General features: G+C 50.3%; 15 protein-coding genes. 8 read left to right on the forward strand and 7 right to left on the reverse strand.

From position 1 onward, the window contains the following. Positions 1–19 precede the first annotated feature (19 nt). Positions 20–1,186 (reverse strand): radical SAM family heme chaperone HemW, encoded by a 1,167-nt coding sequence (gene hemW / locus INT33_RS04875; RefSeq protein WP_193091266.1) that lies wholly within the window; start codon positions 1,184–1,186, stop codon positions 20–22. Next, positions 1,179–1,787, reverse strand: coding sequence for an RdgB/HAM1 family non-canonical purine NTP pyrophosphatase (gene rdgB / locus INT33_RS04880; RefSeq protein WP_193091267.1), 609 nt, complete (start codon positions 1,785–1,787; stop codon positions 1,179–1,181). The genes hemW and rdgB overlap by 8 nt, the downstream gene beginning before the upstream one ends. 277 nt (positions 1,788–2,064) lie before the next feature. On the opposite strand from rdgB, the gene INT33_RS04885 reads away from it, so the two are divergent. The 6 genes from INT33_RS04885 (at position 2,065) to INT33_RS04910 (ending at position 6,332) form a co-directional block, all read left to right on the forward strand. Next, on the forward strand, positions 2,065–2,751 hold the full coding sequence (locus tag INT33_RS04885) for a LuxR C-terminal-related transcriptional regulator (protein WP_192536760.1): 687 nt from the start codon (positions 2,065–2,067) through the stop codon (positions 2,749–2,751). Positions 2,752–2,780: 29 nt separating this feature from the next. Further along, positions 2,781–3,296: a CsgE family curli-type amyloid fiber assembly protein gene (locus INT33_RS04890; RefSeq protein ID WP_192536761.1), complete on the forward strand. Its 516-nt coding sequence runs from the start codon at positions 2,781–2,783 to the stop codon at positions 3,294–3,296. Further along, positions 3,296–3,721: a curli assembly protein CsgF gene (locus tag INT33_RS04895; protein WP_193091268.1), complete on the forward strand. Its 426-nt coding sequence runs from the start codon at positions 3,296–3,298 to the stop codon at positions 3,719–3,721. Before INT33_RS04890 ends, INT33_RS04895 begins: the two co-directional genes overlap by 1 nt. A gap of 98 nt (positions 3,722–3,819) precedes the next feature. Continuing rightward, positions 3,820–4,650: a CsgG/HfaB family protein gene (locus INT33_RS04900; protein WP_193091269.1), complete on the forward strand. Its 831-nt coding sequence runs from the start codon at positions 3,820–3,822 to the stop codon at positions 4,648–4,650. Between the two features lie 258 nt (positions 4,651–4,908). Further along, the gene (locus INT33_RS04905; protein WP_193091270.1) at positions 4,909–5,436 is read left to right on the forward strand and encodes a hypothetical protein; all 528 of its coding nucleotides are present in this window, start codon (positions 4,909–4,911) and stop codon (positions 5,434–5,436) included. 59 nt (positions 5,437–5,495) lie between these two features. Next, positions 5,496–6,332, forward strand: coding sequence for a curlin subunit CsgB (locus INT33_RS04910; RefSeq protein ID WP_192536765.1), 837 nt, complete (start codon positions 5,496–5,498; stop codon positions 6,330–6,332). An 84-nt stretch (positions 6,333–6,416) separates the two neighbouring features. On the opposite strand, the gene INT33_RS04915 is transcribed toward INT33_RS04910, so the two are convergent. The 5 genes from INT33_RS04915 to INT33_RS04935 all read right to left on the reverse strand — a co-directional run bounded on the left by INT33_RS04915 (position 6,417) and on the right by INT33_RS04935 (position 11,208). Next, on the reverse strand, positions 6,417–6,776 hold the full coding sequence (locus INT33_RS04915; protein WP_226940076.1) for a hypothetical protein: 360 nt from the start codon (positions 6,774–6,776) through the stop codon (positions 6,417–6,419). Between the two features lie 74 nt (positions 6,777–6,850). Next, the gene (gene hemL / locus INT33_RS04920) at positions 6,851–8,131 is read right to left on the reverse strand and encodes a glutamate-1-semialdehyde 2,1-aminomutase (RefSeq protein ID WP_192536766.1); all 1,281 of its coding nucleotides are present in this window, start codon (positions 8,129–8,131) and stop codon (positions 6,851–6,853) included. A gap of 36 nt (positions 8,132–8,167) precedes the next feature. Continuing rightward, complete coding sequence (gene thiD, locus INT33_RS04925; protein ID WP_193091271.1) at positions 8,168–8,977, reverse strand: bifunctional hydroxymethylpyrimidine kinase/phosphomethylpyrimidine kinase; 810 nt, start codon at positions 8,975–8,977, stop codon at positions 8,168–8,170. Further along, positions 8,977–9,408, reverse strand: a complete 432-nt coding sequence (hemJ, locus tag INT33_RS04930) for a protoporphyrinogen oxidase HemJ (RefSeq protein ID WP_192536768.1) — start codon at positions 9,406–9,408, stop codon at positions 8,977–8,979. Before hemJ ends, thiD begins: the two co-directional genes overlap by 1 nt. 9 nt (positions 9,409–9,417) lie before the next feature. Further along, the gene (locus tag INT33_RS04935) at positions 9,418–11,208 is read right to left on the reverse strand and encodes a chloride channel protein (protein ID WP_193091272.1); all 1,791 of its coding nucleotides are present in this window, start codon (positions 11,206–11,208) and stop codon (positions 9,418–9,420) included. Between the two features lie 134 nt (positions 11,209–11,342). On the opposite strand from INT33_RS04935, the gene argC reads away from it, so the two are divergent. Next, entirely contained in the window at positions 11,343–12,377 is a 1,035-nt protein-coding gene (gene argC, locus INT33_RS04940; RefSeq protein ID WP_193091273.1) for an N-acetyl-gamma-glutamyl-phosphate reductase, read from the forward strand. A 162-nt stretch (positions 12,378–12,539) separates the two neighbouring features. Continuing rightward, entirely contained in the window at positions 12,540–12,893 is a 354-nt protein-coding gene (gene erpA / locus INT33_RS04945; RefSeq protein ID WP_192536771.1) for an iron-sulfur cluster insertion protein ErpA, read from the forward strand. The last annotated feature ends 115 nt before the right edge of the window (positions 12,894–13,008 follow it).

A 13,008-nucleotide genomic window follows, 5' to 3' on the forward strand; every position in this document is an offset into this window, starting at 1 on the left:
GTTTGTCTTTGCGCTTAAGTCATTCGTCGCTGATACACTCCAGCAACTCATTCAAGAATAATAGACCTTGAGGCGATGCACGCAGCTTTTCAGGCATTTCCATCAAAAGTCCTTTTTTGTGGGCCCTTTGTAAACGTGTCAGGAGCACCGCATCGACCTGCCCGGTATGCCGTGACCAGGCTTGCATGCTAACGCCTTCGGTTAAACGCAGCGCATTCATGGCGAATTCCAGCGGCAGCTCGTCAATGGTAATCGGCTGTTTGCCCGCTAAAAAGCCCCGAGGATCGCTAGCCCGCCGTAAATAAGCCTCGGGCTGACGCGTTTTCCAGCGTCGCTCAATATGCCACTGCCCATCTGTATCGATAGTTGTCAGCTTGCCGTGGGCACCGGCGCCAATACCCAGGTAATCACCAAACTGCCAATAGTTGAGATTATGCCTGCTCTGCCTTCTAGGCTGGGAATAGGCTGAAATTTCGTAGCGCGCAAAACCTGCCTGCTCTAACCGCTGGTGGCCTAGCTCCTGAATATCCCAAAGTGCTTCTTCTTCAGGCAGCACGGGGGGCTGTGAATGAAACGCCGTATTGGGTTCAAGCGTGAGCTGATACCAGGAGAGATGATCCGGCGACAGGTCTAGCGCCTGATCAATATCCGCAAGTGCCAAGGAAGGCGTCTGGCCGGGCAATCCATGCATTAAATCGATATTGATATTATCAAAGCCCGCCGCGCGCGCCTGCCCTACCGCGCGGATAGCTTCTTCGCCACCATGAATACGCCCCAGCGCCTTGAGCTGGGCTGGCTGAAAGCTTTGCGTACCCAGCGAGAGGCGGTTAATACCGGCCTCGCGATAGCCAATAAAGCGCGTCTGCTCGGTGGTGCCGGGATTCGCCTCCATGGTGATTTCAATACCCGGCGCAAATGCTAGACGCGCGCGTATTTCACTGAAAAGACGTTCATAAAACGCAGGTGACATAAGGCTTGGCGTACCGCCACCGATAAAAATGGTGTGGATCTGTCGCTCAGCGGCCAACGCTAAATCGCCGTCCAAATCGCTTAGTAGCGCTTTCAAATAATCGGCTTCAGGCAACTCACCGTTAGGCTCATGAGAGTTAAAATCGCAATACGGACACTTACGCACACACCAGGGCGTATGGATATAGAGCGATAGCGGTGGCAGTGGATTAGCCATGCGCCACCTTAAGCATATCGACCAACCCTGTGAGCGCCCGTCCTCGATGGCTCAAACGATTTTTCATTTCGCTGGGTAGTTCAGCCACACTCATGGCCTGATCAGGAAGCCAGAACAGCGGGTCATAGCCAAAGCCGCCTTCCCCGCGAGGGTGGGCAAGCAACTCTCCTTCCCAGCTACGTTGGACAATTACCGGCACCGGGTCCAACGGGTGACGTAAATACACCAGTACGCACCAGTAGCGTCCCGTACGCTGACCCTCAGCATAGTCACTTAATGCTGCTAAGAGCTTTTCATTATTACGCTGGTCACTTTTAGGCTCGCCGGCATAGCGCGCGGAATAAATTCCCGGCTCGCCGGAAAGGGCATCGACTTCTAATCCAGAATCATCGGCGAGTGCCGGAAAGCCGCTGATACGGCTCGCTTCACGGGCTTTCAGCAGTGCATTTTCGACAAAAGTCAGCCCCGTTTCTTCAACATCATGTACGCCAAAGTCTGCTTGGGGGCGTACATCAAACCCCAATGGTGCAAGTAACTGATTGAATTCTTTTAATTTTCCTGCATTACCGCTGGCTAGAACAAGGGTATTTACCGTGGCCATTACTTTTCTCCAAACGTCAGTAGGTCAGTGTACGCCTAACAAAATCGTTCTATATCTAACAAAATGTTACCAAATGTACATAATAATTTAGTTAAAAATATCCTAAATATTAATAAAAGATATTTATTAACAATAAGTTACTAAAAATAATTCGATTTATAGCTTGGTTGACATAGGTTATTTTTAAAATAACCTAGTAACAAAACTTTACGAAAACATACTTATAGTCGACACTGATTTTGTTGCCAGCTCACTCCTTCTTACCAGAGGCGTTATCATGAAAAAGGAACAGTCACCCGACTCGGTATATATCCTTACAGAGCAAAGCCCTCAATCTCAGCTATTTGCAGAATATCTAAATAAGCATACCGGCTACCAAGTAAGTGTTTACTCACGTCATTCTTCGCTTCCTGCAGGTACATCAGAAAAGCTTCTACTGCTTATTGATAGCGATCATATCAGTATCGATGCCTTACCCGAATGGCAAGATCAGTTACCTGAAGCATTATCAAAAGCAACGCTTGCCGCGTTTAATATCCGCAATATGAATCATGCTTTAGAAGCGCTTTCCTGTGCCCATTTAACAGGTGTTTTTTATCGCGAACAGAGTTTGGATATTATTTGTAAAGGCGTTCATGCCTTATTAGATGGTGAGCTTTGGATGTCGCGCGAGTTAATGGCTCGGCTAATCCTTTTTTATCGCAAATCACAAAACAATGCGTTTAGACCAACCTGCGGCCTAACCAACCGTGAAATTGAAATTATTTCGTTGCTAAAAGCAGGCTCTTCTAATCAACAAATTGCTGAGCGGTTATTTGTTAGCGAGCATACGGTTAAGTCACATCTTTATAATATATTCCGAAAAATAAATGTACATAACCGTATACAAGCTTTGAACTGGATCCATCAAAATCTCGGGCCTATTCTTCCGGCTATCGATAAACCCCGTGGACTAAAAAACTAATAACAACACTGGCGTGAGGTTATATCGTGATGTCTTTTCTTCGTTATTTAACTCCACACTGTGTGCTTTTCCTATTCCTATTATCACCATTAATGGCCAGTGAGACGCAATCACCGATTGATGTATCACCCTCAAGTGAACAAGAGGAAATCGATTCTATTAATCAGCTATCAAGTCCCGATGGCCCTGAAGTGGAAAGTGTTAAAAGGGCTAGTAGCGAACTGACCGGGGTAATGGTAGATCGCACCATTACCATGGCGGGTAAGACATTTTATCGCGCGTTTAGTCAACGTGCCATGGACAACCTGATTATTGGTAATGCCACCATCACGATACAAGAACGCCCCGATGCTCGCTGGGGCAGCCAAATATGGGTGATGGATGGAAACCGTATGTATTTTCGCACACAGCTTTCTCCAAGGATTAGTGAAGCTGATCGCGCCGCAGGAGAAGCGGTACAAATCGTCGAAGAAGCGCTGCTACGCCAACAAATAGCCTCGGCGCTGACCTCCGACAAAGACTTGGGAAGAGAGGAGATACGTTAATGAATGCTATAAAAAGGTCCGCCCGATACACACTGCTAGCCATAACGCTGGGCACATTGATAGCGTCAACCGCATCCGCCGGCGAGTTGATTTATCGTCCCCTAAACCCCTCTTTTGGTGGCGACCCTTTTATGGGTACCTACCTATTGGGTAAAGCGCAATCGCAAGATACCAATACAGACCCTAATTCGAGAGGTATTGAGACAATATCCTCCACTGAAAGGCTAGTTCAAAGTCTGGAAAGCCGCTTGATTTCCCAACTTATTTCAGATGTTGGCGCAGGTAATGTCGGCCAGGGTTCCTTTGATAGCGGTGACTTTAGTGTGGTGGTCCGCGACGAAGGCGGGCAATTGATTGTACGTGTCATCGATAAAGTAACCGGCGATGTAACGAATATCAGCGTTGGCGGATTATTTAATCCTTAGCAATCGAGCCTGACTTTCAATCCTGAAAGATTAATAACGAAAAACCAATAAGGCTTAAAAAGCCTCGCCACTATCCTAGATGCTGTCAGGGGAACATCATGAAATTCATTGCTTCTCTTATAATGCTCGCGCTGCTTAGCGGTTGTGCGGGTATTGTTGCGAACTCTGAAAATTTAGAAGGCGCTCAAGCAACGCTTACGCCGCGTGGGGCAACTTACCAGGACCTTGTTTCATTGCCGCCGCCTGCCGGAAAAATTTTTGTATCGGTTTATGATTTTAGAGATCAAACCGGCCAATATCGACCCGCGCCGGCCAGTACATTTTCAACCGCCGTTACCCAGGGGGCGGCGGCAATGCTAACCGGTGCATTAGCCGACTCGGGCTGGTTTATTCCTCTTGAACGGGTGGGATTACAAAACCTGCTTACGGAGCGACGCATTATACGCGCAGAGTTTGAGCGCTTTGGCCAGCCAGATACGCTTCCTTCACTACGCGCGGCCTCGGTAATGTTAGAAGGCGGCATTATTGCGTATGAATCCAATGTACGTACTGGGGGGGCGGGTGCTGAGTATTTCGGTATTGGAGCCTCAGGGCAGTATCAGGTCGACCAAGTAACGGTTAACTTACGCGCCGTTGAGATATCCACAGGTGAAGTACTGGCTAACGTCACCACAACGAAAACTATCTACTCTAAAGAAGTAAGAGCAGGCGTCTATCGCTTTATTGATTTCCGGCGCTTATTGGAAGCCGAAGTGGGAATTACCACTAATGAGCCTGTTCAAATGGCGGTTATGTCGGCCATTGAATCCGCCGTTATTCATTTAGTAGCTCGTGGCGTTGAAAACAATCTTTGGAATCTTTCCAATGGCGTTAACTTTCAAGAGACTATTTTGTCAGAATATTTAAGCGCGCCTACGCCCATGCTATAAACACCATCCCTTTTATAACCATTATTCTCTATCAAGTAATTTTTTTAAAATCAAGCGGCTTTGCCTTAGGCTAAGCCGCTTTTTTTAATATTAGTCATACTTATTATTTATAAAGTATGAAATAGCTCATCAATAAGGCGTATAAAAACATTAGAAAATGCGCCATTAAAATAACAAAATTACTGATAGCGTAAAACTTTAAATAGTCCACACTCAACACATGAATTAAATTTACATTAGCATCTAAGAGTAAAGAAAATGAATCGTAAATTAGCAGACGTTCAGCACTCAACAGTGCTACTCAAACAAAAATCAATGAACACTTTGCTATTAATGGCGGTACTCTTAGCGTTTACCAGTAATGCCAATGCAGATAAAAATCGTATTGAGCAGTACTTTAATCAGGTTGACACACAAACCTATCAAGGAAATTACAGCGTTATTTCTCAAATAGGTAATAACAATCAGGCAACCGTTAAGCAGTCTTATTCTGCCGCTTATCAAATAGGTAATTTTTCACACATCGGTCAACGCGGTAATGAGAATACTGCTTCAATTACTCAGGTTGGCGGTAAGAATTATGGCGTCATTCTTCAAGCTGGCAATCATCATAATGCAATTATTAATCAGTCTGGAAACCAGCAAGAATTAGCAACCTATGTTTCTCAGACTGGCTTAAGAAGCGACATACAAGTTTCACAATCGGGGAGTGGCTATCGCAACATAGGCATAGAGCAACAAGCATCCTCTGGCTATACACGACCAGTCACCGTCGAAACCTACTGAGCAAACCTTCTTTTGTCTCAGTAACAACCAAAGCAAGCATAAAAGGATGGGGAAACAACATGAAAACACAAATCACCGCTATCGCCGCTGCTGTTACTTTCGCTATGAGCACTGGTGCTTTCGCACAGTTCGCAGGAAGTGACTCGACTATCTATCAAAGTGGCAATAACAATACTAACGATGTAACTCAGTGGGGAACACAAACGTCGCGTGTTTATCAAGAAGGCGGCTTTAACTCCACTACCGTATCACAGGATGATATTGCAGGTGTTGCAACAACCCTGCCTGGCCGTAACAACTCAGGTATCGACCAAATTGGTCAAGGGAACTCAGCGGAGGTAACTCAGTTAGGCGCATGGAACAGCTCTACTGTGTATCAGGAAGGTAGTAACAATGATGCTAGCGTTGATCAAGACGGTTCAAAAAACCTGTCTGTAGCAACGCAAGTGGGTAGCTTCAATAACGCCAACGTGACTCAGGATGGCCGGTTCAACGACAGCTATACCTACCAGGAAGGCGGCAATAATACTGCGACCGTTAATCAGGAAGGCTTTGCCAACAAATCTGTCGTTGAAGAAATCGGCACCTTCAATAATGCCGCTATTACCCAGAACGGTTCTTACAACGATAGCTATGCATACCTGGATGGAAACAATAACGTTGCCACCGTTAACCAAGATGGTTATTCGCTGGAAAGCACTATTTTAGCCAGTGGCAACCACAATACTCATAACGTTATGCAGTCTGGCTATGGCCATGACTCCTATATCAATACTGTTGGCAGCTTTAACGAGCATAACGTTTCTCAAAGCGGTTCTTTCTGGGGCGGTCAGCATACCTCCAGCATCGTGACTTATGGCAATGGCAACATCAACACAGTAAGCCAAGGCCAATAAGCAGACGGCTTAAGGTTTATTCAAACCGCCCCTCTCGGGGCGGTTTTTTGCTTGCGACAATTTATATCTACAATAAAAAGCGCCCTAACGAATCCCCACGGTTAACGTTCCACCAGCGCCCTGGGTGGATGAACGCGAACGATTACCCCCTTTTTGAATATCTACTTCCAGGCGCTGATTCTCGCTTAACAGTTTAACCGTGCCCTCAAGTGCTGACCCGGTAAACGAATACTCAGTGGGAACCGTACCACGCTCCTCGATATGCTCGATGGTTTGGCCGTTCTGGGTGATACGCCAGTGGGCAGAAAATACCGCACCCGGGGTGCCTTCCATCATGATATGAATGTTATCCATTTCCTGCTCCTCGAACGCGTGGGCGCTAAAAGGGAAGCCAATGGCAAGTGCGGCAATCAAGGCCATCGGAATAGGCGTTATTATCGACATAGTGGCGACCTCGCTAACCACAAAAGCCGCTCGGTATGAGCGGCTTTTTGAAGTTTAGCAGGCGTTACGTTCGGTTACATTATGTTAAAGGCTTTTTCGGCGGCATTCAGCGTGTACTGAATATCTTCTGGCGTATGGGCACTCGACATAAATCCGGCTTCAAACGCGGAAGGGGCCAGATACACGCCGTGATCCAGCATCGCACCGAAGAAACGGCGGAAAGCTTCAGGGTCACAGGCGGTTGCCTGGGCAAAGTTATCTACTCGGCTTTGTGATGTGAAGAAAATGCCGAACATCCCACCGGCCGACTGCGTCATCATGGGTACGCCAGCCGCGTTGGCACGCTCCTGCAAACCGTTGCACAGCGTTTCCACTCGCTGAGTGAGCGCATCATGAAAGCCGGGTACCTGAAGCTTGGTCAGAAGCGCAACCCCTGCCGCCATGGCTAGTGGGTTTCCTGACAGTGTACCCGCCTGGTAGATCGGTCCCATCGGCGAGATGTTTTGCATGATGTCGCGCTTGCCGCCAAAGGCGCCTACCGGCATACCGCCACCCACGATTTTACCCAGGCAGGTTAAATCGGGAACAATTGAGTAATGTGCCTGCGCGCCACCCAAGGCAACTCGAAACCCGGTCATCACTTCGTCAAAAATCAGGATGCTGCCGTGCTCGTTACACACCCGACGCAGGGTTTCCAGAAAGCCCGGCTGGGGGGGAATACAGTTCATGTTGCCGGCGACAGGCTCAACGATGATGCAGGCAATCTGATCACCGATTTCTGCAAAGCACTCTTCAACGCCTTCAATATCGTTATAAGACAGCGTAATGGTATGTTCGGCAAGCGATGCCGGAACGCCTGGCGAACTGGGTTCACCGTGGGTAAGCGCGCCTGAACCGGCTTTCACCAGCAGCGAATCTGAATGGCCGTGATAATTGCCTTCAAACTTGACGATTTTATCGCGCCCGGTAGTGCCACGCGCCAGCCGAATGGCCGACATGGTCGCCTCGGTACCAGAACTCGTCATACGCACCATTTCCATGGAGGGGATCATCTCGCAGATCAGATCCGCCATGGTGGTTTCAACCGCCGTGGGCGTACCAAACGAAAGACCGTTATCCAGGCGGGCGCGTACGGCAGCCAAAACGTCCTGATCAGCGTGACCGGTAATCATTGGCCCCCAGGAACCCACGTAATCCACGTAGCGATTACCTTCCACATCAAACAGGTAGGCGCCTTGAGCGCGCTCCATAAACACCGGCGGACGATGCAGGCCTTTAAAAGCGCGTACCGGTGAATTTACGCCACCTGGAATATGGCGGCTAGCAAGCTCAAACAATTCAGCAGATGTGGTCATGACGTCCTCAATATTCGTGGCTTTGCGCTAATGAGATCAAAAGCGAACCGGTCGTGGCAAGCGGTTAGGCAAACACTGGCCACTGGGTGGCTGGTACCCATGAGACAAACTCTCCCAGGTAAAGTGCTGGGCCTGCTCACAGGCAGTCGGTAAGCGCTCACCAACTGCCAGGCGTGCCGCAATCGCCGATGCCAACGTGCAGCCTGAGCCGTGAAACTGTTCGGGTAAACGCGGCCACTGCCATTGACGTGTGGTATCGGGTGAATGCAGCGTATGTACCACCTGCTGCTCGTTACCTGGAATAGGCGCGTCGGTGGCGGTAACTAATACCGCCTGGCAGCCTTGCGATAAAAGCGCAACGGCGCGCGCCGTATCATCTAATGGGTCAGTAATTTCTGGTGCTAACTGCGCCAGCTCATAACGATTGGGCGTTAAAATATCCACAAGTGGTAGTAAGCGCTCACTATAGAGCTTTACCAATTGGGGTGTGGATAACTCAGTTCCGCCCCCCGCTTTAAGCACCGGGTCGGCGACCACTGGAATACCCGGAAAACGGCGAATAATCTGCTCGGCTGCTCTCAGCGTCGCTTCATCCGCCAATAAGCCTAGCTTAATAGCAGCTATTTGCATGCCGCTTAACGCTTCCGCCATGTGCCGCATCAATGCAGGGTCGGTGGGTACAACCTGGATAACGTTGTGACAGTTTTGCACCGTTAAGGCTGTTGGAATGGTAACGGCCCAACCGCCGCAGGCGGCAATGGTTTCACTGTCTGCCACTAGGCCCGCCCCTCCCGTGGGATCATGACCTGCCAGCACTAAAACAACTGGAGAAAGAGGCTGGCGCATCAAAAAGGTTTCACAACGGCGAGTAAAATAATCGCGACTAACGCAATCACTGGCGCTTCATTAAACCAGCGAAAGAACGTGTGGCTTTTCGTGCAACGATCCTGGGCGAACTGCTTTAAATAAATCAAGCAGACATGGTGATAAGCAATCAACAGGACAATAAACGTAAGCTTGACATGCATCCATCCCTGGCTCATCCAGAAGGGGTTTAGATAGAGCATCCATCCGCCAAAAATCAGGACCATTATCATCGAAGGCGTCATGATGCCGCGATACAGCTTGCGCTCCATGGTCTTGAAATACGCCATGGACTGCTCATCGCCTTTATCGCGTGCCGTTGCGTGATAGACATAAAGCCGCGGTAAATAAAATAGTGCGGCAAACCAGGTCACCATGGCCATCAAGTGCAAGGCCTTTACCCATAGGTACATTGTCTCTCCTTATACGGGTGAATCATTATCTTTCGGGTCGGCGTAGTAATAGTAACGCTCAATGGCGCCGCGGGTGATGATACCTGAAATCCGTTGCTGCTTTGGTCGATAACCATGCACAACATAAAGTGCTCCCAAGGCATCATCCTGAAGTTTTAAAAACGCCTCAGAAAGCGTCGCCTGCAGGCCAATCGGCGCAAGCTCCAATCGCTGACCAGGGATTTCCAGCAAATCTACCAGCTCATCATCAGGGGGCGCTTTACCGTCTAACGCTTCATCGTGTTCCAGCAGCCAGCGCGCCAATGTGGCGGCTTTTAAGGCGAGCACGGTTTTTTCGTCACTTGAGCGCTCAATGATAAGCCAGACAGGATTGTTTTCCAGAAGCTTTCGCGCCTGGTCGGGCGTTATCATACGTTCTGTGCGCACCAGGCTGCGCTCCATCACTGCCGGTACCGATACGCGTGACAGCGCTTGCATCAGAGGCTGTTGAAGTGGGTGTAATCCATAGCGCACGGCGCTGATAAAAAAGCCTTCGCAGCCAGTAAGCTGGCGCGACGTCAAGCAGGCAACGACAACCACCAGCATGCCCGGCAGTATAATATTGGAAGTATGGGTAAGCTCTAGCAGGGCCATTAGCGCAGCCAACGGCGCTTGCAAAACGGCCCCCATCATAGCGGCCATTCCTAACATGGCGTAAATGCCCGGGTCCGCCGCTTTGTCGGGCCAGAGAAATCCTCCTAGCATGCCGCCCAAGGCACCGGTCGCGGCCCCTATCACCAGCGTAGGCCCAATAATCCCGATGGGTACCCCGCCAGCGACAGTGAGTGCCGTAATCAATAGCTTGGCAATTATGAGCGCTATCAGTACGTTGATTTCCAACTGGTTATTCAGGGCAGCAGCCACGCTGTCATAGCCGATTCCCTGAATTTGCGGAAACCACCACGCCACTACCGCAGTCGACACCCCAACGGCGCCCAGACGCAGCCATAAAGGCAACGCTTGTATGCGCTGATTACGTGCAATATGAATAAACAGCCCGGCCAGCAGGCCCACGACCAGCCCGAGGATGATCACCCAGGGCAAATTCATCAATGAACCTAGCGCCATTTCAGGAATACGGAAAGCCGGTTCATTGCCGTAAACCACTTGAGCAACCAGCGCGCCCATGGTGGAGGCTAGTATCACCGGCATAAAGCTCATCAAGGTGTATTCCATCATCACCACTTCCATGGCAAAGATGACACCGGCAATCGGCGTATTGAATGAGGCAGATATCCCCGCGGCGGTACCACAGGCGACCAGTACACGCAGGCTGTTATTGGGTAAGCGAAGCTTGACCCCTAACCCGCTTGAGGCCGCTGCCCCCAGATGAATGGCCGGGCCCTCCCGACCTGCTGAAAGCCCCCCCAGGACCGATACCACGCCCACCCACCACTGATTTAACCAGTTGCGAAGCGGAAAACGCCCCTGATGGTAAGAAAGGCGTTCAATAACGTGGCCTACCCCCATTTTCTGGGCGGTAGCTTTTTGTCGGTAAAGCAGCACGCCAATCAAGCCGACTGCCACAAGCGGCAGCAGGGAACGTAACCAGGGGGGCAGTCCCTCGAACGCTTCTGGATTGCCTCCCGGCATATAAAGTACGGCGCCCGCTTCGAGCAACAGTCGAAAGGCAACCATCACGGCGCCCGTAATCACCCCGGATGCTAACCCCAGTACGCACAGCTGCGGCAACGCATCGACATTGGCCAACTGGCGGCGAAAACTCTCTAGGGTAAAATCAGACCGGGAAAAACGCGCCACGACGACCTTCCTTTGCTCTTGTGTTGTAGTCCTCTTGTGTATCATAGCCGGATACACTTCGACAGCCTGCAGCAATCTGTTTAGGCTGTTAATTATTAACATGTCCCAAATGCGAAACTCGCAAGGAGCGATTTGTGATTAAGGTCGGCATTGTCGGCGGTACGGGTTACACCGGCGTTGAACTACTGCGGTTACTCGCCCAGCACCCTAACGTCAGCGTTGAAGCAATTACCTCGCGCTCAGAAGCAGGGGTAAAAGTGTGCGATATGTACCCCAACCTGCGCGGCCACTACGACACGTTGGCCTTTAGTGAGCCGGATGCTAAGCAACTGGGCGCTCTGGATGCGGTATTTTTCGCTACTCCTCACGGCGTTGCCCACGCGTTAGCCGGTGAGCTTTTAGAAAAAGGCACGCGGATTATCGATTTATCCGCCGATTTCCGGCTGCGCGATGCTGACGTATGGAGCCAGTGGTACGGCCAGCCCCACGGCGCGCCTTCACTGCTTGAAGAGGCGGTTTACGGCTTGCCTGAAATGCACCGTGAACAAATCAAGACGGCGCGCTTGATTGCCGTTCCCGGCTGCTATCCAACCGCCGTACAGCTGGGCTATCTGCCACTGCTGGAAGCGGGCCTGATTGATTCTCAGCAGTTGATTGCCGACTGTAAATCCGGGGTTACAGGTGCAGGACGCGGAGCCAAAGTGCCTTCGCTACTTGCGGAAGCCAGCGAGTCATTCAAGGCTTACGGCGCTTCAGGGCATCGTCACTTGCCTGAGATTCGCCAGGGCCTTAGTGATATGCAGGCAAACCCAGTGGGCTTGACCTTCGTGCCGCATCTAACCCCCATGATTCGGGGCATTCATGCCACGCTTTATAGCCAGCTTACGACCACGACTGACGATCTTCAGGCGCTTTTTGAGCAGCGCTATGCAAACGAGCCCTTCGTTGACGTGATGCCTGCGGGTAGCCACCCCGAAACGCGCAGCGTAAAAGGCATCAATACCTGTCGCTTAGCCGTCCATCGCCCTGAAAACAGCAATACGGTGGTGGTACTGTCGGTTATCGATAACCTGGTGAAAGGCGCCTCAGGTCAGGCTATTCAAAACCTCAACCTGATGTTTGGTTTCGATGAAACCATGGGCCTCACGGCCCCAGCGCTGATGCCTTAAACGCAAGAGCTCATATGTTATGAGCTAGCGACCCTTGCAGAGGGCAACATCTGGTTGTCCTCTGTTGATATGCCAACACAATAGTTGACCATTTTGCTGGGAATTACCCATAATTACCCCCCAATGCCGATTATTCGTTCTTTAAGCTCGCGGGAGGTACCCATGAGCGGTGCAGAAGCTTTTGTTCCAACCCCTTTAATGCTGTCCGATAGTGCACGTAAGCGTATTAGTGCTCTGATGGATGAAGAAAAAAATCCCGCCCTGAAACTGCGTGTCTACGTAACTGGCGGCGGCTGCTCAGGTTTTCAGTACGGATTCGATTTCGCTGATAATGTCGCCGAAGACGACACGCTCATCGAGTTTGGTAAGGCCACCCTGGTGGTTGACCCCCTGTCTTACCAGTATCTGGTGGGCTCCACGGTGGATTACGAAGAAGGCCTCGCTGGCGCACGTTTTCGTATTCAAAATCCCAATGCCACGACAACTTGCGGGTGCGGCGCTTCGTTTATGGTCTAGCTATCGCCTGCTTGCGTTGGTAGTAAGGACTCCTCGTGACTTGACGCCTTGCCGGTTTCTCGCCAAGGTTGATAGGTCAATAACCGCTCATATGGCGCTATAAAGAGAGCTCAGC

Source organism: Halomonas colorata (genome assembly GCF_014897985.1).
Taxonomy (GTDB): Bacteria; Pseudomonadota; Gammaproteobacteria; order Pseudomonadales; family Halomonadaceae; genus Vreelandella; species Vreelandella colorata.